A 26846-nucleotide genomic window follows, 5' to 3' on the forward strand; every position below is an offset into this window, starting at 1 on the left:
AGACAGCCGTCCTAGAATAAGTTGACAACAAATCGACTTATTATGAAAATGTAGGAATAGAATTTCCGAAGAGGAAAAGCGAAGTCAGAAGGATTATAACTCATTTTAAATTATCACTGGTTTCGCGTGTAGAACAAGGTGAAATGACTTACAAACAAGCCCAGCGATTGTGCGATACAAGGGAAATCGACAGTTTTGGTTTGCTGTGAAACATGGTAAGCTTGGATTGGTCCAATCCACTCATCCATTTTATGAATCCTGAAAAGAAAGAAGAAACCCCTGCCCAAAGATCAAGCGACTTGAGAGAGAGCTTTCGGGAAGAGAACGGTTAAAGAATTTGATTTACTGAAGATGATCGATATTTCCGATCAGCAGCAGGCATGGGACAGCCATCAGAAAAAAGTTTTCCCCCAAACCGTCTGGCGCCTCAGAGAAGAAAAAACAATAACAAGTATTTCCAGTCTCTTTGGGAGAAAAAGCTGATCAGTCGCCAAGCTTTACATCAGGCAGAAACAGAGCATTGAATGAAAAGAAGAACTGTCTGAAAGATTAAAACCGCTGTTATTGGAGAAGCGGATGAAGATGCCCCGTCTGGGCACCAGAAACTGTATTATTTACTAGAGGATCAATTCAGTGAAATGGGAGTCAAATTGGGTAGGAGATGGCCTTTTTGGCTTATTTAAGAGAGGAAAAGATGTTGGTCAAACCTTGAAAAGCTATACCAAGACCAATTATTCAAAACACTGGCTGAAAAGCTATCCCAACCTGTTAAAGGAACTCAAACTACCAGAATGGAAGAGGTATTTGTCATGATATAACTTATGTAAGAAGTAAAGAGAGGACACATTATCTAAGTTTAGTTACGGATGCTTTTACAAGGAAAATCATGGGATATGAGCTCAGGATGATATGGGCACAGAGCATGTGTAAAGGTATCATTGCAAATGGCCATCAAAACACGGAAAACCAAATGGCCGTTGATTCATCACCTGACAGAGGTTACAACACGTTCATCTTTATACCAGCAAACATTGCAGGAAGAAATCCAGACATCCATGACCGATGGATACGACTGCTATCAGAATGCTCTTACAGTGGTTAATGGAATATTGAAACAGGAGTTTCTTGTGGAAACCTGTAATACTGGACAGGATCTGAAAAATATATTGAAGAGTCAGTAAATACTATAATCAGGAGAGACCACATTTAAGCCTGAATATGAAAAACTCCTGATCAAGTACATCAAAAAACCGAGGAAGAAAATCAACCTCGGTCTCAAATTCATTAATTTAAACCTGTCAATCTATTTTAGGACGATAAACTAAAAAAGGTGGTCAATTGACCACCTTTTTTTATTGATTACCTTACAAATTAGGCATTTTTCTTTTCTTGAACTTCCTTACGGATATCTTGTGCCATATTCTTCAAGTCTTGCATTCCTTTCCTAACTCTAGTGCCGGCAGCTTGGTTGCCTTTTTCATAGAATTTTTCAAAATCGGCTTCTAAGCCATTTACAAGATCTCGGACTTCACTAAATCTGCTCATAGTAAAAGTGATTATTGTTTAGGTTGATGATAAGTTTATTCCGTTCAATATAGCCTAAATACTTGCTAAATCAATCAGGAGGGCATTTTTTTTGAATTTTTTTTTATTCTCCAAAAGAAATTGCCAACTCTGAATTCTTATAAATTCCTGATGTAAGTTTTTCCTTGATTTCAGCAAAGGCTTTCACTGTTTCTTCTACATCGGATAAGGTATGTACCGAAGTTGGGATCAACCTCAAGATAATCATTCCTTTAGGAACAACTGGGTAAATGACCACCGAACAGAAGATTCCGTAGTTTTCTCTTAAATCATGGGATAGCGCTGCAGCTTCTCCTACAGTACCGTTTAAGACTACTGGTGTCACCGGTGAGTTTGATTTTCCGGTGCTAAAACCATTGTTATGCAATCCGTCTCTTAATGCATTTACAATTTTCCAAAGATTATCCTTTAGCTCAGGTTTGGTTTGAAGTAACTCTAATCTTTTTAAAGCTCCTTCTACCAATAACATTGGAAGGGACTTGGCAAAGATTTGAGAACGCATGTTAAAACGTAAGTAATGGATCACTTTTTCATTACCCGCGATGAAAGCACCAATAGAGGCCATTGATTTTGCAAAGGTCGAGAAGTATAAATCTACTTCCTCAATTACACCTTGCTCTTCATGTGTACCTGCTCCTGTTTTACCCATGGTTCCAAAACCATGTGCGTCATCCACGAGTAATCTGAAATCAAATTTATTCTTTAGCGCACAAATTTCTTTCAATTTTCCTTGATCTCCAGTCATACCGAATACACCTTCGGTAATCAATAAAATTCCACCGCCAGTTTCCGCGGCTAATTTAGTGGCTCTTTCAAGTTGCTTTTCACAATTGTCGATGTCATTATGAGGGAATACGTAACGTTTACCCATATGCATTCTTAATGCATCTATAATACAAGCGTGACATTCAGAATCATACACTACGACGTCTTTTCTATCCAATAGTGCATCAATTACAGACATGATGCCTTGGTATCCGTAGTTGAGTAAATATGCTTTTTCTTTACCCACGAATTTGGCAAGTTCATCCTCTAATTTTTCATGAAGATTGGTTTGGCCTGACATCATTCTAGCTCCCATAGGATAGGCTGCTCCCCATTTAGCAGCTGCATCAGCATCTGCTTTACGAACTTCAGGGTGGTTAGCTAGCCCAAGGTAGTTATTCAAACTCCATGTCAATACTTCCTTTCCTTGGAACATCATTCGTGGAGCAATTTCCCCTTCTAGTTTGGGAAACATAAAATAACCATCTGAATACTTAGAATGTTTGCCCAGTGGGCCCATATTCGTTTTTAATTTAGCAAATAGATCCAAAGTGATTTTTTATTTTAGGTGTGTGCTATTACGATTAAGAAATTGTGATCTTTTCTTGTAAAATCCGTCAAAAATAAAACTTTAATGCCGTCTAAGCAAAAAACGATTTTCGTTTCCAAGCTTTCTTAACATAACTTGGATAAATTTCTTTACTTAGCCAACGACCCAAATAAAACTTAATAAACCAAAAAAAGCATGCCTAACATCAAAAAACTTTTAATAGCCAATAGAGGTGAGATAAGCTTAAGGATCATGAGAACAGCAAAGGAAATGGGAATTCAAACTGTAGCCGTATACAGTGAAGCGGATCGCCTTTCTCCCCATGTGAAGTTTGCGGATGAGGCAGTTTGTCTAGGACCAGCCGCATCTTCAGAATCCTACCTTTTAGGAGATAAAATTATTGAAGTGTGTAAAGAATTAAATGTAGATGCTATTCATCCTGGCTATGGCTTTCTTTCGGAAAATGCAGGTTTTGCAAAAAAAGTTACTGATTCCGGTTTGATTTTCGTCGGACCTTCTCCAGAATCCATTGAGGTGATGGGGAGTAAATTAGCTGCTAAACAAGCGGTAGGGAATTACAATATTCCATTGGTTCCGGGTACCGAAGAAGCTATTTCAGATATCCCTGCTGCCAAGAAAATTGCAGCACAAATTGGGTATCCAATTTTAATTAAGGCCAGTGCTGGGGGAGGTGGAAAAGGGATGAGGATTGTGGAGAATGAAGCTGAATTTGAAAGCCAAATGGATCGGGCAATTAGTGAGGCAATCTCCGCATTTGGAGATGGTGCAGTTTTTATAGAAAAATTTATTACCTCACCCAGACATATTGAAATTCAGGTTTTAGGAGACCAGCAAGGCAATATTGTTTATTTATTTGAAAGAGAGTGTTCCATCCAAAGAAGGCATCAAAAAGTAATTGAAGAAGCACCTTCGGCAGTGGTGACTCCTGAAATGAGGGAAGCGATGGGAAAAGCTGCTGTTGGAGTGGCAAAAGCCTGTAATTATTATGGTGCAGGAACGGTTGAATTTATTGTAGATGATGCCTTGAATTTTTATTTCCTGGAAATGAATACTCGACTACAAGTAGAACATCCTGTGACAGAAATGATTACGGGGAAGGATTTGGTCAAAGAACAGATTCTAATTGCTGAAGGCAATCCACTTTCCTTCTCCCAAAAAGACATAAGCATCCATGGACATGCGATTGAAGTAAGGGTATATGCTGAAGACCCCAAGAATAATTTCCTTCCGGATATTGGTACTTTGGAAACTTACCAGCGACCACAAGGTCCTGGTGTTAGGGTGGATGATGGGTTTGAAGAAGGGATGAAGATTCCTATTTATTATGATCCTATGATCTCAAAATTGATCACCCACGCATCCACAAGAGAAGCTGCTATTGAAAGAATGATCAGGGCTATAGAAGAATATCAAATTACAGGAATCCAAACTACCTTGGGTTTTTGCAAATTTGCGTTGAATCATGAAGCTTTTGTCTCTGGAAATTTTGATACCAAATTTGTTGAACGGTATTTCAATCCTGAATCCTTGGATCCAACTTTTTCTAAGGAAGAAGAAGAGTTACTCGCTGCCCTGGCGGTAGAGTTTTTTGATAAATCCAAAAAAGAGTTGGTGCAAAAACCCAAACAAGAAAAAGCAGCAACAGTTTCAGCTTGGAGAAATAGATTAGATTAAGAATGGCAGAAATCCTACCAATTAGGGCCTGGAGATACCATGATCGTCTTTTGGGTAAAATGGAGGAGTTGACCGCTCCTTTATTTGATGTGGTATCTTCCAAGCAAAGAGAGTTATTGTATGAAAACCCATTCAACAGCATTCATCTTTCTGTTCCCAATGGACCTAATCCAGCAGAAAAAGCTCGAAATACCTTGAGAAAATGGAAACAAGAACAACTAATTGTCCAAGATGGGGAGCCTGGAATCTATGTGTATTATCAATATTTCAGATTACCTGGAGAGCATGATGCAAGATGTAGAAAAGGTTTTATAGCCCATATTAAGGCATACGATTGGGATGAAAAAGTAATCCTAAGGCATGAAAACACGATTGTCCATGCAGTAAATGATCGAATTGATTTATTGAAGTCTACAGAAATACAAGCTAGTCCCACTCATGGATTGTATGAAGACCCAGAGAATCAACTGGAGGCTTTTATGGATGAAGCGATGGAAAAACCTATCTATGAATTAGAGGATTACCAAGGAGTGAGAGAGGTCCTTGCTGTCATCCGAAATCCTCAAATCATTGCCAAGTTTTTGACTGTTTTAAAAGATAAACAGGTGATATTGGCTGATGGTCATCACCGTTTAGAAGGAGCCATTCAATACCGGAAATCCAAACAACCAACTGCTTCCAAATCAAAATGGAATGGATTTGATTACCATATGATGTATTTAACAAATACGAATGGGAACCATTTAAAAATTCTTCCCACACATCGGATTTTTAAAGCATTGGAATTAAGTAATCATGAATTTATTCAAGCGTTACAAGAATGGTTTGAGGTGAAAAAATTTCATGACCAAGAAGAGTTGGGTGGTTATTCCTTTACCAAAAAATGGTCTTATGGGTTGATTTTGAAGGAAGAAAGTTATTTACTCCAGTTGAAACCTGAGAAATTTGATGAAATAGAATCCAATTTTCCGGAAATCATTAAAAAGTTAGATCTGGCTGTATTACACAGCTTGGTTTTCGATAAGATTTTGGGAATTCCATTGGAAGAACAGCGCTTTCAGAAAATATCAACTATGAGAGAAATTTTTCCAGATGTATCCATGAAGTCCAATCTGGAAAGGCTAGCTTTGCAGTCATCACTCGCGAATTGGAATTGAGTCAGGTTCTAGAGGTTTGTAGGTCCGGGTATGTGATGCCTCAAAAATCGACTTACTTTTATCCTAAAGCTTTGGGAGGCTTACTTTTTGCGAGTATTAATCAACAAGAATTCGAATTCGATTATGGAGCCTTTTTTAAATAGCTTGAAGAGCAAAAAGATAATTCTTGCATCCAACTCACCAAGAAGGCAGGAGTTATTAAAGGGACTGGAAGTTGAATTTGAGGTTCGTCCCACTTCAGTAGAGGAGAAGATTCCTGCAGACATGAAACCTGAGTTTGTGGCTGCCTACCTTAGCAAATTGAAGGCGGAATCCTTCTTGGATGAATTAAGTGAAAATGAACTCTTAATTACTTCCGATACAGTAGTGATTCAAGATGGGCATGTGTTAGGGAAGCCTAATAACGAAGAGGAAGCTTTTGATATGCTTAAAAGTCTTTCAGGTACAAGTCATGTAGTGATGACTGCGGTTACTTTTAGAGATCATAAAAGACAACTAACTGTGGAGGATGAAACCCAAGTTACTTTTAGGTTTTTGGAAGAGGAAGAGATATGGCATTATATCAAAAACTATAGTCCTATGGACAAAGCGGGTGCTTATGGAATCCAAGAATGGATAGGATATATAGGAGTAACCAAAATGGAGGGTTCCTATTTTAATGTGATGGGATTTCCCTTGCATTTGGTCTATGAACAGTTAAAAAAATGGTCATAAAAAAAGCCCCGATTAATCGGGGCTTTTTTTGATTAATTGGCATTAGCAGCTGGCCCAGCTTTAGGGGCTTCCATTTTAACTACTTTATCTCCTTCTTTCAACTGCTTGGAGACTACAAAGTATGGGCCTGAGATGATTTCTTCTCCCTCAGTAATGCCTTCTAATACTTCAATGTTTTCGAAATCAGAAATACCAGTTTTGATTTCTTTCAATTTCGCAACTCCATTTTCACTTACAAATACCAATTCTTTTGGTTTTGTCGTACCACCGGCCAAGGTATCTACCATGTTATCTCTGGTAGTAACTGCTGATAATGGGACAGACAAAGTATTGTTTTTAGATGTGGTGATGATATCCACAGAAGCAGTCATTCCTGGACGGAAAGGATATTTTTTGCCTTGGGCTACCAAGTCTTGGTAAGAGCTATTCAAGATTCTGATTTTTACTTTAAACTCGGTTACAGCATCTGCGGAAGCTTTGGTGTTGGCAGTATTAGCAATACTGGTTACTACACCTTTAAATTTCTTACCGGTAGAAGAATAAGAATCAACATCAATAATGGTAGTATCACCCATGCTAAGTCGGATAATGTCATTTTCATTGACATCTACACGTACTTCCATTTTAGAAAGATCTGCAATAGTAAGCATTTCTGTACCTGCCATTTGTTGAGTACCTACTACACGTTCTCCTTTTTCAACCAATAAGTTGGAAACAATTCCATCCACCGGAGAATATACATTGGTCAACCTTAAGTTTTCTGCCGCCTCATTCACGGTAGCTTGTGAACTTTTAACGATAAATTCCGAAGCAATCACGTTTTGTTTAGCTGCTTCAAGGTCTTTCTGAGCAGTGATATAATTGGCTTGGGCAGTTTCAAAATCAGCTTCAGAAATTGCTTTTTGTTCAAACAATGTCTTCTGTCTATTGAAGTTCAATTCAGCCTGGGTGAATTGAGCTTCGGATCTTTGTAAGCTGGCTCTAGCTTGGGAAAGATTTGCCATTTGCTGATTTAAGTTGGCTTTTGATCTATCCAATGCAGAGATGAAGTTGTCAGGACGAATTTTGACTAACAATTTGCCCTCAGCGACAGAATCACCTTCTATCACATTCAATTCTATAATTTCACCCGCAACATCAGGAGATAATTTCACCTCAACTTCTGGTTGGATTTCTCCAGAGGCACTTACCTTTTCAATGATCTGAGTCTTTTTTGCCTGGGCAAATTCCACTTCGATTTCCTTTGCTCCTCCAACCCATCCTGCAGAACGGCCGATGATTGCAAAAACAATAATTAATCCTACTGCTCCGAGTAGGTAATACAATAGCTTGTTCGACTTCTTATTAGCCATGGTTTAGTTTAAGTTAATAGGATTACCCAAGTAAAAATCAAGAACTTTTCTCTGAAAATATAAGTGTATTTATCATAAATCAATTGCGACTGAGCGCTGAAAAGATTGTTTTGAGCAATTTGAAAATCAACAGAGTTGATTGCCCCTAAATCAAATCGTTGCTGAGCAATTCTATAAGATTCTTCCAAACTCTCTACTCTTTTAAGGGAAGCTTGATAGGACTGCTCTGATGCCAATGCATTGGTATACGCAGTTTCAATGTCCTGTCGAAGCTGATTTCTTGCTTCAATTTCAGCAACTTCTGCCAGGCTTTTTGCACTCTAGCCCGCTGTACAGAAGCTTTATTGGCCATTCTAGAGAAAATAGGCACGCTCAAAGAAATTCCAGCAGATTGTGAAAAGTTGAAATCCAATTGGGTTCCAAATTTTTCATCATACAAATCCACATAGTTTGTACCTAAGTTACCTCCAATGTTAATGGAAGGGTAGAAGCCAGCTTTAGCAAGTTTTACTCCATATTCAGCACTTTGAACTCCTAAGGAAGCTGCTTTGATTTCAGGCATCACTTCCTCCGCTGTTTCGAAGATAGTCGCTGAAGACTCGGTAACCATAAACGTATCATCAATGGTTAGTTCTGGTTTTACAATCTGAAAATCAGGAGTGTAAGGTATTTGAAGAGCCTGAGCAAGATTTAATAATGAGATAGTCAATGTAGCTTTGGCATTGATTAAATCCACATTATTGGTTGCCAATTGTGACTGTAAATCAAGTTGATCCGAATAAGGCAAAGAACCCGCATTTACAAGTTTTGTAGTCCGTTCTAATTGCTCTTCTGTAGTTTTATATTGATTCTCCGCAATTTTAACCTGCTCTTGGTTAAAGACCACATTGATATAAAGATTGATCACATTCAAAGTGATCGAATTCTTTGTTGCTTCAATATTATAATAACCTTGCTCCAAGTTTACCTTGGATTGCTTGATAGAATTATTAACTCTTCCAGCATTAAATATTGGTGCATTTGCGTTTGCATTCAAGTTAACATTACCAATTCTTTGGGTCTCAAATAAGTTGGTTGCCGGGTTAATCGATCTACCCCAATTAAAATTGGTGGAACCTCCGGCCGTCAAATTTGGATACCTTGCACCTTGATTTTGAAGTAAGGCGGCCTCATTGGTTTGTTGGTTTAATTCACTTCTCTTTAAGTTCAAGTTGTTTTCCAAAGCTATATTTACCGCAGTCTCCAGGTCGTAGGGACCTGTGTATTCCTGTTGGGCAAAAACTCCAAAAACCGTACTTGCCAAAAAAGCTAAGCTTAAAAAGCATTTCTTCATGTGTTTGTGCGTAGTTAAAGGTCAATGTCAGGTATATAAATTAATTCTTTGATCCAAGGAAGTGATTTAAGGTATTCAATAGTAATCCCTTTAATTCCGGAGTCCATTTCAATAACATGACATGCTCGATCATGTTTACCTTTTCTGGAAACAGACATGGTGGCAATATTGGTTTTTTCTTGGGCGATAACACTTGAAATAAATGCGATGGCTCCAGAGACATCTTCTGCTTTGATTATTAAAGTATGATCTTTGGCAGAAAAATTTGCAACAAATCCATCTACTTCAGAGATATTGATAATCCCACCTCCCAAACTTTCTCCCACTACTTCAACAGATCTATCACCTTTGACCAAATTTAGTTTAATGGTATTGGGGTGATGTATGGAAGAATTACCAATGGACTTGAATTTATACTCAAATCCAACTTCTTCCGCAATGCTTAATGCATCCTTTATTCTAGGGTCATCCGTCTTAAAATCCATAAGACCACCAATGATTGCCCGATCACTTCCATGGCCTTCATAGGTTCTTGCAAATGAATTATAAAATGTGATGAGCGCAGAATCAGGTTTTCCTCCTAATACTCTAATAGCAGCTCTTGCAATTCTCACTACCCCGGCTGTATGAGAAGAGGATGGCCCAATCATTACCGGACCAATCATATCAAAAACGCTACTCTTATTTGCCATCTCTTTTTTGGGTTCAATATTAGTGCTAAGCTAAATAGACTTTCGTTATTAAGCCCAAAAATGTCATTTATCACTGAATTTTCCTCATATGGGTAATTTTCTTTATTAGATTTAACAAGTTCAATTAATGACAATTTAGAAAACTGACCGTATTTGAACAGTTTATGAGCGATTTTGAAACAAATTTTATTTTAGATAGCCAGACGAGATCGTGGCAACCAATTAAAGATATAAAAATTCCAAATAGAGCTATGAATTTTGGGGATGGTCTCTTTGAATCTATGGTTTTTGTTGGGGGAAAGATTCGATATGTTCACAAGCACTTGGCTCGGTTAAAGTATGGCATGGAACTGCTCCAATTGAAAATGGATTCTGTAAATCTTGAGGAAATTGAATCATTGATGAATAGGTTGTTACCCAAGGAAAATTTTCGGATTCGATGGAATGTATATAGAGCTGAATCTGGTACTTATACGCCCACTACTCAAGAAGTCATCCAAACCCTACACATCAAGGAATTTAAACCGCCGGTTATGGTTAAGAAATTGGCCTATATATCTAAAAAGATCCATGTTTACCCCACATATTGGTGCAATGCCAAAACCTTAAACTCTTTGACTTATGTATTGGCTAATCAGGAAAGGACTGAGTATGAAATGGATGAGGTAATTCTTTTGGATCAAAGAGGGTTTATCTCGGAAGCTGGCTCTTCCAACGTATTTTGGAAAATAGGTGACGAGGTTTTTACTCCATCCCTTAAATGCTCTTGTATAGCAGGAGTAGGAAGAGCAGCGATTCTTGAGCGATTAAGGGCTCAACATTTAGAGATTCATGAAGGAATGTATTTGCCAGAACATTTGGCTAAAGCAAGTAGTGTTTGGGTGAGTAATGCGATAGGAATTAGTTATTTGGAGAATGTAAATGGGGTTAAATACGCTACTGATCCACTTCCTTTTTTAGATCAGATTTTTGAATAAGTTGATAATCCCAATAATTTATTTTCTGACCTTTAGATGAAAACCCTATATTTAACGCCTTGTCTTGATTTTAGACTTGAATAATAATCTATTAAGCCCAAACACCAACCTAAATTAATATGCTTTTAGAACCCTTAGATCTGATTGTTTTCGTTGGATACTGTATGCTCATCATTGGGATGGGCCTTTTTGTATCCAGAGAAAAGAAAGGACATGTAAAAAATTCCTCTGATTACTTTCTAGCATCCAAAGCGCTCCCTTGGTGGGCCGTCGGAGCATCCTTGATTGCATCCAATATTTCAGCCGAACAATTTATTGGAATGTCTGGATCTGGATTTGCCATGGGATTGGCAATTTCAACCTATGAATGGATGGCAGCAGCAACCTTATTAGTGGTCGCAATTTTCTTTTTACCAGTCTACTTTAAAAAGGAATCTATACCATGCCTGGCTTTTTGCTAGATCGATATGATACTAGGGTAAGAACTACCATGGCTATATTTTGGCTTTTATTGTATGTCTTCGTAAACCTTACTTCTGTATTATACTTAGGTGCTCTTAGTTTAAATACCATCTTGGATGTACCTATGATATGGGGTATTGTGGGCCTGGCAGCATTTGCCATGCTTTATTCCATTTATGGTGGTTTGAAAGCGGTTGCATGGACTGATGTAGTCCAAGTAGTTTTCTTAGTAGCCGGTGGATTGGCTACCACTTACATTGCCTTGCAAATGGTTGGTTCTGGAGATGCATGGGAGGGGTTAAGCCTCTTGAGAAAAGAAGTTCCAGGTCACTTTACCATGATTTTCTCCAAAGGTGAAATGATGATTCCTGATGGATCAGGAGGAGTGAAAGATGCCTATTTGGATCTTCCCGGTATTTCGGTTCTAATTGGAGGAATGTGGATTACCAATTTAAGTTATTGGGGATTCAATCAATACATTACCCAAAGAGCTTTGGCTGCCAAAAGTCTTGATGAGGCTCAAAAAGGGATGATTTTCGCAGGCTTTTTGAAGTTGTTGATGCCTTTGATCGTAGTAATTCCAGGTATTGCAGCATTTGTCATAGTAGAGAATGGAATAGATTTAAGTTTCATGGAGTCAATGAAAGATCCTGCAACTTCAATTATAAAATCTGACAGAGCATACCCTACCTTATTACAATTACTGCCGGTAGGTTTGAAAGGATTGGCATTTGCAGCCTTGACTGCCGCGATTGTTTCTTCTTTGGCATCTATGGCCAATAGTACCTCCACTATTTTTACCATGGATATTTATAATAAATACATCGGTAAAGGAGCATCTGAAACCAAACAAGTAAAAGTAGGAAGAATTACCGCCTTGGTGGCATTTGGATTGGCATCTTTGGTAGCTCCTGCATTAGGAGCATTGGATCAAGCTTTTCAGTTTATTCAGGAATATACAGGCTTTATTAGCCCTGGGGTATTTGCGATTTTCTTCTTTGGGGTATTCTGGAAAAAAACCACATCCAATGCCGCATTGGTAGGAGCTGCTTTGAGTATTCCACTATCTATCGTACTGAAAATAGCCTTCCCAGGACTTCCTTTCATCGATCGCATGGGGGTAGTGTTCCTAATATTGGCAACATTGATGATAATTATCAGTTTGGTAGAGGGTAAAGGAAAAGACCATCCAAACAGTATAGATATCAATAAAGAACTTTTCAAAACCAGTACTTCATTTAAAATTGGTGCAGTATTAATTGCGGGAATTACTGCAGCGCTTTATATCGTGTTCTGGTAAAAAAATATTCAAATGAGACAGTTATTATTAGGGTTAGATATAGGTAGCTCTTCTATCAAGGCATCCTTATTAGATGCTGATACTGGAAAAGCAATCGTAGCGAAGGCATTCCCTGAAGAGGAAATGACCATTGAGGCACCACACGAAGGCTGGGCTGAACAAGATCCAGAAATGTGGTGGAAATACATTAAAGAATCCAGTAGATATGTGCTTCAAAAAGCAAGTGTAAAAAGTGGAGAATTAAAGGGGATTGGAATTGCTTACCAAATGCATGGATTGGTATTGGTGGATAAAACCAACAGGTTTTAAGACCTTCGATCATCTGGTGTGATAGTAGAGCTGTTAGCATAGGTGAAAAAGCTTTTCAAGACTTAGGGAAAGATTATTGTCTTCCGCACCTTTTAAATTCTCCTGGGAATTTTACAGCATCTAAGCTTAGATGGGTCATAGAAAATGAACCTGAATTGGCTTCAAAAATTGATAAAATCATGTTACCAGGTGATTTTATTGCAATGAAGCTGACAGGAGAAGTGCTCACTTCAGAGACAGGTTTATCAGAAGGTGTCTTTTGGGATTTCAAAGAAAATGGGATCAGTGAAAAGGTGATCGAAAATTATGGAATAACTAAAGATTGATCCTAAAGCTGTACCTTCCTATTCTATACAAGGAAAGGTGACTCAAGATGCAACTGATGAGACTGGCATAGAAGCAGGGGTTCCAGTCGCTTATCGAGCAGGTGATCAGCCTAATAATGCGTTCTCTTTGCAGGTGTTGAAACCAGGAGAACTTGCCACCACGGCAGGAACTTCAGGTACAGTATACGGAGTTTGTGATACACCCCTATATGACCCATTGTCTAGGGTGAATACTTTTGTTCATGTAAATCATACCAAAGAGAAGCCTTCCTATGGAGTATTACTTTGTGTGAATGGCACAGGTATTTTGAACAGCTGGATTAAGAAACTGATGGGGGCTGGGAAGATAGATTATGATGAAATGAACAACTTAGGAAGTTCTGCTCCTATAGGTTCTGGTGGCCTGACCTTTATTCCTTTTGGGAATGGAGTAGAGCGAATTATGCAAAACAAACATGTAGGGGCTCATTTACTTGGGTTGGATTTGTTGAAGCATGATAAGAAGCATATGATCAGAGCCGCACAAGAAGGAATTGTATCGGCATTGACTTTTGGCTTTAGAATTATGCAGGATATGGGAATGGATTTGAAAACAGTGAAAGCTGGAAAAGCCAACATGTTCCTTAGCCCTATATTTAGAAAGACCTTTGTTCACATGAATAAAGTGGTTTTGGAACTTTATGATACAGATGGAGCACAAGGAGCCGCACGGGGAGCAGGAATCGGAATCGGCTTGTTTTCAAGTGAAAGCGAAGCCTTTGCTGGATTGGAATTGTTGGAAACCATTGAGCCCAATGAACAATTCTATGAGCCTTATGAAGAAGTCTATGCCCATTGGAAATACCAATTGGAACAGATTCAAAATTTAAAATTATAATTGCAAGATTAAACCTATTAAGTCAAACCTAAATATTAGAAACATGTCAAAACAGTATTTCCCAAATATCGACAAGATTCCTTTTGAAGGGAAGGACAGTGATAATCCGTTGGCGTTTAGATTTTACGATGAAAATCGGATCATCCAAGGGAAAACCATGAAAGAGCATTTCAAGTTTTCCATTGCCTATTGGCATTCTTTCTGTGCTACTGGTTCAGATCCTTTTGGCCCAGGTACCATTGTTCATCCTTGGGATGCCAATCCAGATCCAGTGCAGAGAGCCAAAGATAAAATGGATGCTGCATTTGAGTTCATCACTAAAATCGGAGCTCCTTATTATTGTTTCCATGATGTCGATCTGATCGATGAAGGAAAAGATATCGCAGAGTACGAGCAGCGTATGAAAATCATTGTTGATTACGCAAAGCAAAAGCAAGCAGAAACTGGAGTGAAATTATTATGGGGTACTGCCAATGTATTCAGTAATCCTCGATACATGAACGGAGCATCGACCAATCCGGACTTTGATGTATTGGCTTATGCAGCTACCCAAGTGAAGAACTCCATCGATGCAACGATTGCTCTTGGAGGGGAAAATTATGTGTTCTGGGGAGGTCGTGAAGGTTACATGTCTTTGTTAAATACAGATATGAAACGCGAAACAGAGCATTTGGCGAAATTCTTATCCATGGCAAGGGATTATGCTAGAAAGAATGGATTCAAAGGTACTTTCTTCATAGAACCAAAACCAATGGAGCCAACCAAGCACCAATATGATTATGATGCTGCAACGGTGGTTGGATTTTTAAGACATCACGGATTGGATAAGGACTTTAAATTAAATATTGAAGTAAACCATGCTACCCTGGCTGGTCATACCTTCCAACATGAACTTCAAGTGGCAGCCGATGCAGGAATGCTGGGAAGTATTGATGCCAACAGAGGAGACTACCAAAATGGTTGGGATACAGATCAATTTGCATTGAACCTTCAGGAATTAACAGAAGCGATGTTGGTGATCCTAAATTCTGATGGAATCCAAGGTGGTGGAGTGAACTTTGATGCAAAAATCAGAAGAAACTCCACAGACCCTGAAGATTTATTCCTCGCACACATTGGAAGTATGGATGCTTTTGCCAGAGGAATGTTGATCGCAGAAGATATCTTGAAAAAATCAGATTATCTTGAAAGAAGAAAGAATCGCTATGCAAGTTATGATTCCGGAAAAGGAAAAGAGTTTGAAGATGGTGCCTTGACATTGGAAGATTTGCGTAACTACGCAGCTGCCAAAGGCGAGCCTGCCATGACTAGCGGTAAACAAGAATACTTCGAAAACTTGTTGAACAGGTTTATTTAATCTGCCTTAAATAAAGAAAGATGAAGAGTCCCGATGAAGTTTTGCTTCATCGGGCTTTTTGTTTTCTAAAACGGAAGGATTGGGAGCCCAGATCTGTATTTCATTATTCTTTCCACTATCGATTAGGGATAAAATTTTGAGATTAAGAGAATGGAGGTCCATTAAGGTCAATTGCCAAACTACCATGACTAAATGGGTGAATACCCTATAAGTATCAAGTATATATTGGACTTTAAGGAATATTAAGGTAGAAATACAAGGCAGTAGTATATCATTTCAAAAAAATGTCAATTTTCAATAGTAAACCCTAAAATCTATGAAGCGTTATTTAGCTGTCCTACTTTTAATTTGGAATTTTGGCTGTGATTCAGACAAGTTTGAATCTGAAGTAATGATGCCAAAACTTTTCGAAGAGGGTATGGTGCTTCAAAGAGAACAGAAAATCTCTGTTTGGGGAAGAGGGATTCCTACTAAAAAGTTCGAGTTTCAATAGCTGGATTATTAGGTAGCACAGAGGTAAATGCGGATAGTACCTGGTCGATCAAGCTTCCAGCATCTAAAGCCGGAGGTCCTTATATTCTTGAGGTAAATAATACGCAAATAAAAGATGTCTACATTGGGGATGTTTGGTTGGCAGGAGGTCAATCCAATATGGAATGGGCGTTAAAATCTGCTGTCATTGGAGCTGATCAAGAGATAGAAGAAGGAGGATTTCCGAAAATCCGATTTTTTAAAGTTCCCAAGTCATATAGCGCAAGACCTCAAAATGAGCTAGAAGGTGGGGAATGGGAGGTAGCTACTCCGGAAAATATGCCTGACTTTTCTGCTGTGGCTTGGTTTTTCGCAAAACGAAATCACTTAGAGAAAAATGTTCCAGTAGGTATTATTGAATCGAACTGGGGTGGTACACCCGCTGAAGGATGGACTGAATTATCGGTTTTGGCAGGAATGAATGCTTCCTATAGTAAAGAGGCACTTGATATCTTGGAAAACCAGGATACGTGGCAAGAGGAGGTATTCGCGAATGAGGAGAGAAGGGCTCTACGGGATCAACTAGTTCCAAAACCAGATTCCTTAAAAGCCTTGGAAGTTGCCAGTGTAAAATATAATGATAGCCAATGGAAAAAGGTCAATCTACCCCAATCCAATCCATTAGAGCACATCGCATGGGTTCGGAAGGTCTTTCAAGCGAATTCTACTGAAGCAGCTACGCTTCATTTGCCTAGAATAGACCAAATGGGCTATGTTTATCTGAATGGGAATTTACTTCATTACAAAGATTGGGGAACTACTACTCCCGATTTGGAAATTCCAGCATCTAGCCTCTTGGAAGGAAACAATGTATTGACAATAAGAGCGGTCAATACTTGGAATAATCAGCCAAGTATAGGGGCCACAGGTGAAATGTATATCCTGCAAGGGGACAAAAAGATCTCTCTGGAAGGTATTTGGAGCTATTCAAATAATAAGGTAGAACCTTTGCTTCCAAAAGTAGATTTTCTGAATTGGAAGCCAGGAATGATGTTCAATGCCATGATCTATCCATTAATCAATTATCCCATTAAAGGGGCAATATGGTATCAAGGAGAGAGTAATGCAGGAAGGGCTGAAGAATACCATGAGTTGTTTGCTGCCATGATTACCAATTGGAGAAAAGTATGGGGTCTTGGCGATTTTCCATTTCTGTTTGTTCAATTGGCCAATTTTATGGAAAGGAAATCCCCCCAGCCAGATAGCAATTGGGCTTATTTAAGAGATGCGCAGAAGGAGACCTTAGATTTACCCAATACAGGAATGGCGGTAATTATCGATATTGGAGAGTCAGGGGATATACATCCAAAAAATAAAAAAGAGGTGGGTGAAAGGTTATGGCTACAAGCGAGGAAAGTAGCTTATAAGGAAAAGCTTGTTTCCTCTGGGCCTGTCTTAGAATCTGCCACTTTAAGGGATGGAACCATGGTGTTAAATTATTCAGAAGTTGGTGAAGGGCTTCAAACTTCCGATAATTCAGAGTCAGTTAAAGGATTCATTATCTCCGATTCAAGAGGGAATTTTACAGAGGCCAAAGCAGTGATTACTGGGAATAATGAAATTACCATTGAAACAGAAAGGGCAAATATTTCTGAAATCAGGTATGCTTGGGCGGATAACCCAGAAGTCAATTTGATCAATCATCTAAATTTACCCGCTGTGCCATTTAGGTATCGCTTTGAGGAAGAATAAGCTGCCAAAATGAAACTAGTCTTGATTATTGCATGGATTCCAATTCTACATCCAACTTATTTAATTCCTCTACTTTTCTTTGATATTCCTCTTTGGAAGGTACTTTAGCTACATTTTCCAGAAAGTCAATGGTGGAAAATAAAACACCTTCCCAATCTCCAGAGGTGATGGAGCTTCCAATGACATGGTCTCCTGCATCAGGAAAAGCCGCCTTTCTTTTCAGGCTCTCCGGTGTTCCCAGTTGATCAAACATTTCTAACATTTTAGGGACAGAAACGACAAAATCTTGTTCTTGCTCACTTTTGTAATAATATCCAAGAAAAAGGGGTTGATTGATTTTTCTAAAAGTCTCTTCATTCATCATGCTATACATCAAAATCCCCAGACTTTTGTAGGCATTGTAATGATATTCCTCAGACCAATATTTTGCTTTTTCGCCTTCTCTTGGCTGAGTCTTCATTTTATTTTCCATCCAGGTCCATTGCATGATTTTTTTCATCCAAGGCGTAAATAAATTATTGAGGGTTTCTCCATTGTCTCTTATGGCAGGAGAATAAACGACCACAGATTTTAGATCAGGTTGTTGACTAGCCAAAAGAAGTGTCAATGCTCCTCCCATTGAAGTGCCCATTACAATGACTGAATCTCCTAGGTTTTTTCCTATTTGATAAGCTTCTCCAGCTGCATCAGCAAGCTTTTGAGCAGACAAATATTCCATGCCATTTTCACGTTTGATTCCATGCTCTGGAAGCCTTGTGACAAATAAATTTGCGCCAAAATGAGCTGCTAAAAAGCGGTGAACCGGATCTCCCTCCATGGGACTTGCTCCAAAACCATGAATGTAGACGATGGAATAGGGGTCTTCCTTTTATTAGTACTATCGGCCCAAATGATGTAAGCTTCGTTACCGGGCTTTAGCCCTTTTACAGTATCCTCTCGTTGAGCTACATATTGCTCAATTTCAGCCAATCGAGTAGGGATCTGTGGATAATTAATGATCAGCTCCTGCTTTTCTTCTTTTGGCCCCACCATATAGAGGATCGCAAAAAGCATGGCCGCACCGAATATTCCTAAAAAGATTTTGCGTAACATGTTGGTTCGTTAATTTTCAAATAGGATTTATGGAATCCTGTAAATGCTTGAATTCCCAAGCCAAATATACTATAGATCTAAGCTATTTTGAATGATCCCAGGTCTTGTGATTTTCAATTTAAATAAATCAGGTAAGTTCTTATCGTTCAAAACCATAATCCCTTTCAACCAAACAAATCCTGGTTTTAAAAGACGCATACCATTTTTCTCTTCCCATTTGTTGTGCCAACAAATGGTCACTTTGGGCTTTCCAATGCTTAATGGAATCTAGATCTTTCCAATAGCTAACGGTAATTCCTACCTCCTCTCGAGCAGAATCATGCCCTAAATACCCTTCTTGAAGGGAGGCCAAATGCTCCATTTTTGGCGGTTTCTATGTAATTTTGATCGTCACTTGTTCTTATACTTGTGAAAATCACTGCGTAATAAGGAGGATTTGGAGTGGTTGCTAACATTTTTACATTTTTTAACTAGGGGTAAATTCCCAGTGGGTTGTCTTAGGATCAAAGAAATAAAACTAAACCAAAAATCCGTTCAAAATGGCTTTAATCCAAGAAAATGTGCATGCTATCACAGCAAATCGAAGAGCAGGCGACTTGCCACCATCTTCACCTAAGCATTTGGTAATTCTCCAATTGCTTTGACTTAGATCAAGAAATCAACTAGTTGATAACCAGTGCTGTGAAATTGCCGTACATTTGTATGCTTGCAGCACTTTAAAATTCAAAAATCAAAATTTTATTTTAAAACATGCAAGATCATGAAGTTTAGAAAGAATTATATAAAGATATATTATACATTTTCAATTTTATTAGCATTAGCACTATTTAGCTCTTGCGGTAAAGAATTGGAAGTTGTTCAGTCCATCAATCAAGAGTTTGAAGGAATTGAAGAAGTGGAAATTGAATCCGGTTTTCTGGAAGTAGTTTATACTGGAGATCCAAACTTGACCTCTGTCACCTTAAATGCCATGTTGGAATCTACTAATGCCGGGAGGTATAAGATTGAGTATAGAGAGGAATCAGGAAAGCTGATCATTGAGTTGGATCAAAAACGAGTATCGAATAGCGGAAGAGATCGAGGATTCATCCATTTGATAGGGCCAGAAACCATGGGGATGAACGTGGAAGTAGGAGCTGGTTCAGCTACTATTTCAAATGTGGAAACTGAAATATTTGATGTTGTAGCAGGCTCAGGGAGATTGAATATTCAGAATATTCATGCTTCTATTGCCAATTTAACTGCCGGATCTGGTTCGGTTAATGTGATCAACTTGGAAGGAAATACTATTGTAGAGGTAGGTTCCGGAGTTGTTGAGATGAAAGACGTAGTAGGAGGCGTAAGTCTATCTGGTTCATCAGGTAGATATAAATTGAATAGAATGGAAGGAAAGGTGGATGCCATCCTTAGTTCAGGAAATATTGACTTGACTGATGTAGAAAGCTTAGGAAAGTTAGAAGTCTCTTCTGGAAGGATCAATGCCATCAATTCAGGATTAAGCGAAGAGTCTTTATTCAAAGCTTCTTCTGGATCTATTAGAATTCAAACATTTTCGAATTTGATGGATTATAATTACAACCTCACCACCAGTAGTGGGAGAGTTTCTGTAGGAGATAGTTCCTCCAGTGGAACATTAAAGATTGATAATGGTTCTCCTTATACCGTGTCAGGTACCGTTTCTAGTGGTATCATTGAAATAAGGAATTAGTGAAAAGTTGTCACAATCACCTCCAGCCCCGAATTAAAAATTCGGGGCTTTTTTCTTTATAAGAAAATAGAAACAAGTGTTTTGATTCTCCCTTTTATTTGGCAAAAAGAAGGAATCTCCAATTTTTAACATAGTTGATGACCAAAGTCAGATTTTTATTGGTCATTTCATGGATTTTGCGTATCAAACTAGATCAAAACTATTTTTTCATAATGAATCAATAATGCCTGTTTATACCTTATAAAAAACAGTAAATCAATTGATTATAATTTTATGTTTAGAAAATAGTTTATAGATAAATCAATCTCACTAAAAAATACATAAAACCCATATTTTTTACCTAAGTAATAATTTTTAGCTCTTAAAATAGCCAATCATGTAATGGGTTTCCCTGTTTTTTGAAAATAATGTAATTTAGAAATCCTTCATACGTTAGAATCAGTATCTCTTCATATGATTTGAAGAGGTACAATTCCTAGACTAACCTTGAAGAATTGAGAATAACTAGCTGAATAATTACCCATGAAATCTATTTTTACTGAGAGGAAATTAAAATCTTCCTTTAAAGGTTGGATTGTGTTTTCTGCACTGTCCTTACTTTCCCTAAGTTCCTGTGGTGACGGAGAAGGTAACCGCCGAAAGAAAAACAAACCATTAAGTATTCCAATCATGGAACTTACTTCTAGAAGTATAGACGTTCCCCAAACTTATGTTTGTGACATACAGGCGGTTCAATTCGTGGAAGTACGAGCCAAAGTGGAAGGTTTTGTTGAAGAAATTTATGTGGATGAGGGAGAAGAAGTAAAAAAAGGTCAAGCGCTATTTAAACTTAACTCCGCTGAGCTCGGAGAGGTAGTCAATAGTAGTAAAGCTCTTTTGATGAAAGAAAGGGCAGAAGCTCAGGCTGCCAAATTAGAAGTAGAACGTCTTCAGATTTTAGTAGACAAAAACATCATTACCGATTCTGAATTAGAGTTAGCCAAAGCAAAATTGGAAATGGCTGAGTCAGGGATTCTTCAGGCAGAATCCATGTTGAAAAATGCACAAACAGGACTTTCATATAGCATCATTAAAGCCCCATTTGATGGAATTGTAGATAGAATTCCTTTTAAGACAGGTAGCTTGGTCACTCCTGGAGACCTAATGACTCATATTACCGATATTTCGGAAATTTTTGCCTACTACAAGGTAACTGAAAATGAATACCTGCGGTACATGCGCGAAAAGCAGGAAAAAGGGGAGGAGTTTACGGAGAAAGAAATCACTTTAGTTCTGTCTGACGGACAAGAATACCCTTATAAAGGCAAATTGGAAACAATGGAGGCTGATTTTGAGAGAGGTACAGGATCCATAGCCTTTAGAGTTCGATTCCCAAATCCTGATGGTTTGATAAAACATGGTGCCAGTGGGAAGGTGATGATGACCAATGAAATGGAGGATGTGTTTTTAATTCCTCAAAAATCCAGCTTTGAAATTCAGGAATATACCTACGTCTATATTTTGGATAGTGATAATACGGTAAAGGTGAGAAGTTTTAAACCAATCAGAAGGTTTGGACTTTTTTACGTGGCTGATGGTTTTCAACCAGGTGATAGAATCATATACGAGGGGATACAACAGGTGAAAGATGGAAGTCTAATTGAACCTGTTCAAGTATCTGATCAAGAAGCTTATGATACGCTATATCATTCGCTATAATCTTCTGTTCACCTAAATAAGTAAGCTTTATCCATGTTTGAATTATTTATCAGGCGACCGATTTTATCTACGGTCCTTTCGGTAATTATTGTCTTTATGGGCTTATTGTCATTGACATCCCTGCCCATCACGCAGTTTCCAGAGATCGTTCCACCTTCTGTTACCGTCACAGCGAAATATACGGGAGCCAATGCTGAGGTATTGGCAAAAGCAGTTGCGACTCCCCTTGAAAGAGCCATCAATGGGGTTCCGGAATGACATACATGAACTCTGTCAACACAAATGATGGTGTCACTGTCATTACGGTGGTCTTTAAAGTTGGTACAGATCCTGATCAGGCAGCAGTGAACGTGCAAAATAGGGTGGCCACCGTGATCGATGAACTTCCAGAAGAAGTAATCAGAGCTGGGGTGATGACTGAGAAGGAAGTAAATAGTATGTTGATGTATCTCAACATCATGACTTCCGACACTACCCAAGATGAGAAGTTTGTATACAACTTTTCCGACATTAATATCCTTCCAGAACTGAAGAGAATTGATGGGGTAGGTTTTGTGGAAATCATGGGTTCCAGAGAATATGCCATGAGAATCTGGATGAATCCAGATCGAATGGTAGCCTATAATATTTCTCCCCAGGATATCACAGATGCAATCAGAAAACAAAACGTAGAGGCTGCTCCTGGTAAATCAGGAATTAGTTCTGATCAAGACCCTCAGGCCCTTCAATATGTCCTTCGTTATACGGGTAAGTTTAGCGAGGAAGTGGATTATGAAAACATCACCCTTAAAGCGCTGCCTGATGGTTCCCTGTTAAAAATTAAGGATGTGGCAGAGGTAACTTTTGATTCCCAGGATTACAATATGGCTTCTATTACGGATGGGCGTCCTTCTGCTTCCATCATGATCAAGCAACGTCCTGGATCCAATGCGAGAGAGGTGATAAATAACATCAAGAGTAAAATGGAAGAACTGGAGCAAACATCCTTTCCTCCAGGGATGATGTTTAATGTCTCTTATGATGTTTCAAGGTTCTTGGATGCTTCCATTCATGAAGTAATCAAAACCTTGATCGAGGCATTTATTCTTGTTTCCATTGTAGTATTTCTCTTTCTACAAGATTTCAGGTCCACGTTAATTCCAGCCATTGCAGTTCCAGTGTCCTTGATTGGTACATTTTTCTTCATGGACTTATTCGGTTTCTCTATTAATATGTTGACCCTTTTTGCCTTGGTGCTGGCGATTGGAATTGTGGTTGATAACGCCATAGTAGTGGTGGAAGCTGTCCATGTGAAGATGCATGACTTAAAAATGAATGCAACAGATGCAACCATTGAAGCCATGAAGGAAATCGGGGAGCAATTATTGCCATCACCATGGTGATGTCTGCTGTATTTATTCCCGTAGGCTTTATGGATGGTCCCGTAGGAATATTTTACCGACAGTTCTCATTGACCTTGGCCATTGCCATTGTGATTTCAGGAATCAACGCACTGACATTATCACCGGCACTATGCAGTATGTTGTTAAAACCGGCCAAGCATGTACCTGATGATGAAAAAGGATTGGTACAAAAGTTTTTTGACGGTTTTAATACACGATATGATCAATTATCCGGTAAGTATTCCGGGATTTTGAAAAAGATTGCGGGAAGACAAGTGGTGACCTTTGGGATGTTGGGAATCTTTATCTTGGCAACTTTTGGTATCTCTAGTATACTTCCGACAGGATTCATCCCAACAGAGGATCAAGGGATGATTTATGTGAATATTACCACTCCTCCTGGAGCTACCGTAGAGCGTACAAAAGTGATTTTGGATGACGTTCAGGCTGCTTTATTGCCTTTGGAGGAAGTGGAGACGATCTCTACTTTGGCAGGGTACAGTTTATTGACTGAAACGGCTGGAGCTTCCTATGGAATGGGGATGATTAACCTCGTTGCTTGGGAGGATAGAGCACAAAGCGTGAATGAATTGATTTTGGATTACCAAGATCGAGTGAGTCATATTGCGGGAGCTGAAATTCAATTTTTCCTCCTCCAAGTGTTCCAGGATTTGGTAATGCCTCCGGTTTTGAAATGCGACTTCTTGATAAAACAGGAGGTCCTTTAGGAGTTACAGCCAAGACTACACAGGATTTTGTGGCCTTATTGAATGAAAAGCCGGAGCTCAATGGAGTGTTCACCAACTTTGACCCAAATTTTCCTCAATACATTCTTCATGTGGATCATGATAAAGCAGCGAAGCTCGGTGTTCCTGTAGAGGATGCCATGCTGACACTTCAAAGTTTCATTGGAAGCTTTTATGCATCTAACTTTATCCGATTTGGGCAGATGTATAAGGTAATGATTCAAGCAGCTCCTGAATACAGAACTAATCCCGAAGCCTTACTAAGCATGTATACCAAAAGTGATCGGGGAGACATGGTTCCCTATTCAAATTTCGTGACCTTAGAACGAGTGTATGGGCCAGAGCAATTGACAAGGTACAACATGTATACTTCAGCGATGATCAATGGAGAAGCTGCTGAAGGATTTAGTAGTGGAGATGCGATTCAGGCGGTTGAATCTGCTGCTTTGGAATTTTTGCCAAGAGGATTCGATATTGATTGGTCAGGAATTACAAGAGAGCAAATTGCTTCAGGCAATCAAGCAATCTACATTTTTGCGGTGTGTTTGATTTTCGTTTACCTGCTATTGGCAGCCCAATATGAAAGTTACTTATTGCCTTTGCCTGTCATCTTATCCTTACCTGCAGGTATCTTCGGTGCATTTTTATTGCTCAAGGTAACAGGCTTAGAAAATAACATATATGCCCAGGTTTCATTGGTCATGCTGATAGGACTTTTGGGAAAAAATGCCATTTTGATTATTGAGATCGCGATTCAAAATAGAAGTAAAGGATTGGGGATAATAGAATCCGCGATGAACGGAGGGGTCGAAAGATTAAGACCAATTTTGATGACCTCATTTGCCTTTGTTTGTGGCTTGATTCCATTGACGATCGCCTCCGGGGCAGGAGCCATTGGAAACAGAACCATCGGAACTGCTGCGGCAGGAGGGATGATGATCGGAACTATCGTAGGAGTTTTTCTGATCCCAGGACTATACGTAGTCTTCGAAACACTGTCTACCAAACTGAAAACCAAATCCCAAGCAACAGAAGTAACAAAATGAATCGATTCAAATATAGCATAGTAACAGCGGCGTTGGTATTAGGCTGGGGATGTAAGTCTTCTTATGAAATACCAGAAAAGAAAGCAGTTCCAGTTGAGTTTGAAACTACCAGTGATTCAACAAAAAATTTATCAGATCAAAGCTGGGACCAGTTTTTTGAAGACGCCAGGTTAAAGGAATTAATCAGATTGGCACTTCGAAACAATTACGATCTGCTGAAAACCCTTGAAAAAATCCGCATTGCCAATGCCCAGATGAAAATGGGAAAATTAGGCATGCTCCCTCAAGTCAATGGAATGTTTGGCGCAAGTCAAACTAAGTTTGGTAAGTATACCATGGATGGGGTTGGGAATTACGATACTAATTTCTCCGAGAATATTACCGAGGACGAGAAAATACCGGATCCATATAAGGATTTCGGGATTGGAGCTCAGTTCTCATGGGAATTGGATATTTGGGGTAAATTTTCCAATAGGAAGAAAGCTTCTATCTCCAGGTGGCTAGCAACCCAACAAGCAGCAAACTTGGTTAAAACTCAATTGGTTGCCCAAGTCGCAAAATTGTACTACCAATTAGTGGGACTTGATGAAGAGATTATTATTTTAAATAAAAACATTTCTTATCAAGAGATCGCATTTGGGCTTTCCAAGGATTTAAAAGAGTCAGGAAAAGAGACACAATTGGCAGTGGATCAATTTGAGGCACTTCTCTTACATTCTAAATCCTTACTGATAGAAAAGGAAAGAGAATTGAAAGCAACAGAGTTGGCACTTAAAGGATTATTAGGAAGTTATGAAGTATCCTTGCAGAGAACCACTTTGTCGCAGGTAAACTTTATGCCGGAGATACTACAGATTGGAGTTCCCGCTCAATTATTACAAAGGAGACCAGATATTCTCCAAGCAGAAAATGAATTAGAGGCAGCTCATGCAGATGTAGGGGTAGCGAGAGCGGCTTTCTTCCCATCCGTAAGGTTATTTGGTTCAGCTGGATTTAATGCTTTTGATTTCAGTAAGTTTTTCTTTACTCCTGGTTCTGCCGTGTATGAAATGGGTGCAGGTTTAGTAGCACCAATTTTTAATAGAGGTCAAATTAAAGCAAGCTTCGAGCAGGCTAAAGCTTCTCAACAAATAGCTTGGTTGGATTATGAACAAACTGTATTAAATGCCTATTTGGAGGTCATTCAGGTAGTGAATGAATACGCTACATTGGATGAGCAATTAGACTTGAAGACGGATGAAGTTTTGGTTTTGAGGAGGTCTATTTCCAATGCAAATACCATGTTCTCCGTAGGATATGCGAATTACCTCGATGTCATCAATTCACAAAACCGAGCGCTAGAAGCAGAATTGAATTATGTTGGACTTAAAAAACAACAATTGGCAAGTATTGTAAGTCTTTATAAATCCTTAGGGGCGCAGCTACCGATTTGGATGTAGGGGAATAACAAATTGTAGCCCCCAACAAAAAGGGGAAAGTACTTCGGTGCTTTCTCCTTTTT

General features: G+C 38.8%; 17 protein-coding genes and 5 pseudogenes. 14 read left to right on the plus strand and 8 right to left on the minus strand.

The features are described 5' to 3' along the window. The first annotated feature begins 61 nt into the window (after positions 1-61). A pseudogene (locus tag V8V91_RS00005) lies at positions 62-1288 on the plus strand (integrase core domain-containing protein). 83 nt (positions 1289-1371) lie between these two features. On the opposite strand, the gene V8V91_RS00010 reads toward V8V91_RS00005, so the two are convergent. Together V8V91_RS00010 and V8V91_RS00015 are read right to left on the minus strand one after the other, a co-directional pair. Beyond that, the gene (locus V8V91_RS00010; RefSeq protein ID WP_074223854.1) at positions 1372-1545 is read right to left on the minus strand and encodes a histone H1; all 174 of its coding nucleotides are present in this window, start codon (positions 1543-1545) and stop codon (positions 1372-1374) included. A 103-nt stretch (positions 1546-1648) separates the two neighbouring features. Next, positions 1649-2899: an aminotransferase class I/II-fold pyridoxal phosphate-dependent enzyme gene (locus tag V8V91_RS00015; RefSeq protein WP_373398205.1), complete on the minus strand. Its 1251-nt coding sequence runs from the start codon at positions 2897-2899 to the stop codon at positions 1649-1651. 195 nt (positions 2900-3094) lie between these two features. Here V8V91_RS00015 and accC point away from each other — a divergent pair, with 195 nt between their 5' ends. The 3 genes from accC (at position 3095) to V8V91_RS00030 (ending at position 6465) form a co-directional block, all read left to right on the plus strand. After that, a complete protein-coding gene (accC, locus tag V8V91_RS00020; RefSeq protein ID WP_373398206.1) occupies positions 3095-4594 on the plus strand; it encodes an acetyl-CoA carboxylase biotin carboxylase subunit in 1500 nt (499 codons plus the stop codon). A 2-nt stretch (positions 4595-4596) separates the two neighbouring features. Beyond that, entirely contained in the window at positions 4597-5751 is a 1155-nt protein-coding gene (locus V8V91_RS00025) for a DUF1015 domain-containing protein (protein ID WP_373398207.1), read from the plus strand. A gap of 123 nt (positions 5752-5874) precedes the next feature. Beyond that, positions 5875-6465, plus strand: a complete 591-nt coding sequence (locus V8V91_RS00030; protein WP_373398208.1) for a Maf family nucleotide pyrophosphatase — start codon at positions 5875-5877, stop codon at positions 6463-6465. A gap of 32 nt (positions 6466-6497) precedes the next feature. On the opposite strand, the gene V8V91_RS00035 is transcribed toward V8V91_RS00030, so the two are convergent. The 3 genes and pseudogenes from V8V91_RS00035 to sdaAB form a co-directional block, all read right to left on the minus strand. After that, positions 6498-7817, minus strand: coding sequence for an efflux RND transporter periplasmic adaptor subunit (locus V8V91_RS00035; RefSeq protein WP_373398209.1), 1320 nt, complete (start codon positions 7815-7817; stop codon positions 6498-6500). An 8-nt stretch (positions 7818-7825) separates the two neighbouring features. Continuing rightward, positions 7826-9150, minus strand: a pseudogene (locus tag V8V91_RS00040) (TolC family protein). Between the two features lie 14 nt (positions 9151-9164). Then, positions 9165-9842 carry an L-serine ammonia-lyase, iron-sulfur-dependent subunit beta gene (gene sdaAB, locus V8V91_RS00045; RefSeq protein ID WP_373398210.1) on the minus strand — a complete coding sequence of 226 codons (678 nt, stop codon included), beginning with the start codon at positions 9840-9842 and terminating at the stop codon, positions 9165-9167. 251 nt (positions 9843-10093) lie between these two features. On the opposite strand from sdaAB, the gene V8V91_RS00050 reads away from it, so the two are divergent. From V8V91_RS00050 to V8V91_RS00075, 6 genes and pseudogenes are all read left to right on the plus strand, one after another. Continuing rightward, entirely contained in the window at positions 10094-10819 is a 726-nt protein-coding gene (locus tag V8V91_RS00050) for an aminotransferase class IV (RefSeq protein ID WP_373398211.1), read from the plus strand. A gap of 119 nt (positions 10820-10938) precedes the next feature. Then, positions 10939-12581 (plus strand): annotated as a pseudogene (locus V8V91_RS00055) (sodium/sugar symporter). A 12-nt stretch (positions 12582-12593) separates the two neighbouring features. Beyond that, a pseudogene (locus V8V91_RS00060) lies at positions 12594-14093 on the plus strand (xylulokinase). Between the two features lie 43 nt (positions 14094-14136). Next, entirely contained in the window at positions 14137-15450 is a 1314-nt protein-coding gene (xylA, locus tag V8V91_RS00065; RefSeq protein ID WP_373398212.1) for a xylose isomerase, read from the plus strand. A gap of 316 nt (positions 15451-15766) precedes the next feature. After that, positions 15767-15943 (plus strand): hypothetical protein, encoded by a 177-nt coding sequence (locus V8V91_RS00070; RefSeq protein ID WP_373398213.1) that lies wholly within the window; start codon positions 15767-15769, stop codon positions 15941-15943. 137 nt (positions 15944-16080) lie between these two features. Then, the gene (locus tag V8V91_RS00075) at positions 16081-17673 is read left to right on the plus strand and encodes a sialate O-acetylesterase (RefSeq protein ID WP_373398214.1); all 1593 of its coding nucleotides are present in this window, start codon (positions 16081-16083) and stop codon (positions 17671-17673) included. A 25-nt stretch (positions 17674-17698) separates the two neighbouring features. Here V8V91_RS00075 and V8V91_RS00080 read toward each other — a convergent pair whose 3' ends face one another. From V8V91_RS00080 to V8V91_RS00090, 3 genes are all read right to left on the minus strand, one after another. Beyond that, entirely contained in the window at positions 17699-18490 is a 792-nt protein-coding gene (locus V8V91_RS00080; protein WP_373398215.1) for an alpha/beta hydrolase, read from the minus strand. After that, positions 18460-18765 (minus strand): hypothetical protein, encoded by a 306-nt coding sequence (locus V8V91_RS00085; protein WP_373398216.1) that lies wholly within the window; start codon positions 18763-18765, stop codon positions 18460-18462. Before V8V91_RS00085 ends, V8V91_RS00080 begins: the two co-directional genes overlap by 31 nt. Positions 18766-18904: 139 nt before the next feature. Next, positions 18905-19126 (minus strand): antibiotic biosynthesis monooxygenase, encoded by a 222-nt coding sequence (locus V8V91_RS00090; protein ID WP_373398217.1) that lies wholly within the window; start codon positions 19124-19126, stop codon positions 18905-18907. A gap of 399 nt (positions 19127-19525) precedes the next feature. Between V8V91_RS00090 and V8V91_RS00095 the strand changes: the two genes are divergently transcribed. From V8V91_RS00095 to V8V91_RS00110, 4 genes and pseudogenes are all read left to right on the plus strand, one after another. Beyond that, the gene (locus V8V91_RS00095) at positions 19526-20473 is read left to right on the plus strand and encodes a DUF4097 family beta strand repeat-containing protein (protein WP_373398218.1); all 948 of its coding nucleotides are present in this window, start codon (positions 19526-19528) and stop codon (positions 20471-20473) included. 522 nt (positions 20474-20995) lie between these two features. Then, entirely contained in the window at positions 20996-22171 is a 1176-nt protein-coding gene (locus tag V8V91_RS00100; protein ID WP_373398219.1) for an efflux RND transporter periplasmic adaptor subunit, read from the plus strand. A 33-nt stretch (positions 22172-22204) separates the two neighbouring features. Then, positions 22205-25345: pseudogene (locus tag V8V91_RS00105) on the plus strand (efflux RND transporter permease subunit). After that, positions 25342-26784, plus strand: a complete 1443-nt coding sequence (locus V8V91_RS00110; protein WP_373398220.1) for a TolC family protein — start codon at positions 25342-25344, stop codon at positions 26782-26784. The pseudogene V8V91_RS00105 and the gene V8V91_RS00110 overlap by 4 nt, the downstream one beginning before the upstream one ends. Positions 26785-26846: the final 62 nt, after the last annotated feature.

The organism is Algoriphagus halophilus, assembly GCF_041729275.1.
Taxonomy (GTDB): domain Bacteria; phylum Bacteroidota; class Bacteroidia; order Cytophagales; family Cyclobacteriaceae; genus Algoriphagus; species Algoriphagus halophilus_A.

What these genes read in the sequence shown, in the direction of transcription:
- V8V91_RS00010 (WP_074223854.1), bottom strand. Translation starts at nt 1,545, where the DNA reads ATGAGCAGATTTAGTGAAGTCCGAGATCTTGTAAATGGCTTAGAAGCC.
- accC (WP_373398206.1), top strand. Translation starts at nt 3,095, where the DNA reads ATGCCTAACATCAAAAAACTTTTAATAGCCAATAGAGGTGAGATAAGC.
- V8V91_RS00025 (WP_373398207.1), top strand. Translation starts at nt 4,597, where the DNA reads ATGGCAGAAATCCTACCAATTAGGGCCTGGAGATACCATGATCGTCTT.
- V8V91_RS00030 (WP_373398208.1), top strand. Translation starts at nt 5,875, where the DNA reads ATGGAGCCTTTTTTAAATAGCTTGAAGAGCAAAAAGATAATTCTTGCA.
- V8V91_RS00035 (WP_373398209.1), bottom strand. Translation starts at nt 7,817, where the DNA reads ATGGCTAATAAGAAGTCGAACAAGCTATTGTATTACCTACTCGGAGCA.
- sdaAB (WP_373398210.1), bottom strand. Translation starts at nt 9,842, where the DNA reads ATGGCAAATAAGAGTAGCGTTTTTGATATGATTGGTCCGGTAATGATT.
- V8V91_RS00050 (WP_373398211.1), top strand. Translation starts at nt 10,094, where the DNA reads ATGAATTTTGGGGATGGTCTCTTTGAATCTATGGTTTTTGTTGGGGGA.
- xylA (WP_373398212.1), top strand. Translation starts at nt 14,137, where the DNA reads ATGTCAAAACAGTATTTCCCAAATATCGACAAGATTCCTTTTGAAGGG.
- V8V91_RS00070 (WP_373398213.1), top strand. Translation starts at nt 15,767, where the DNA reads ATGAAGCGTTATTTAGCTGTCCTACTTTTAATTTGGAATTTTGGCTGT.
- V8V91_RS00080 (WP_373398215.1), bottom strand. Translation starts at nt 18,490, where the DNA reads ATGGAGGGAGATCCGGTTCACCGCTTTTTAGCAGCTCATTTTGGCGCA.
- V8V91_RS00085 (WP_373398216.1), bottom strand. Translation starts at nt 18,765, where the DNA reads ATGTTACGCAAAATCTTTTTAGGAATATTCGGTGCGGCCATGCTTTTT.
- V8V91_RS00090 (WP_373398217.1), bottom strand. Translation starts at nt 19,126, where the DNA reads ATGGAGCATTTGGCCTCCCTTCAAGAAGGGTATTTAGGGCATGATTCT.
- V8V91_RS00095 (WP_373398218.1), top strand. Translation starts at nt 19,526, where the DNA reads ATGAAGTTTAGAAAGAATTATATAAAGATATATTATACATTTTCAATT.
- V8V91_RS00100 (WP_373398219.1), top strand. Translation starts at nt 20,996, where the DNA reads ATGAAATCTATTTTTACTGAGAGGAAATTAAAATCTTCCTTTAAAGGT.
- V8V91_RS00110 (WP_373398220.1), top strand. Translation starts at nt 25,342, where the DNA reads ATGAATCGATTCAAATATAGCATAGTAACAGCGGCGTTGGTATTAGGC.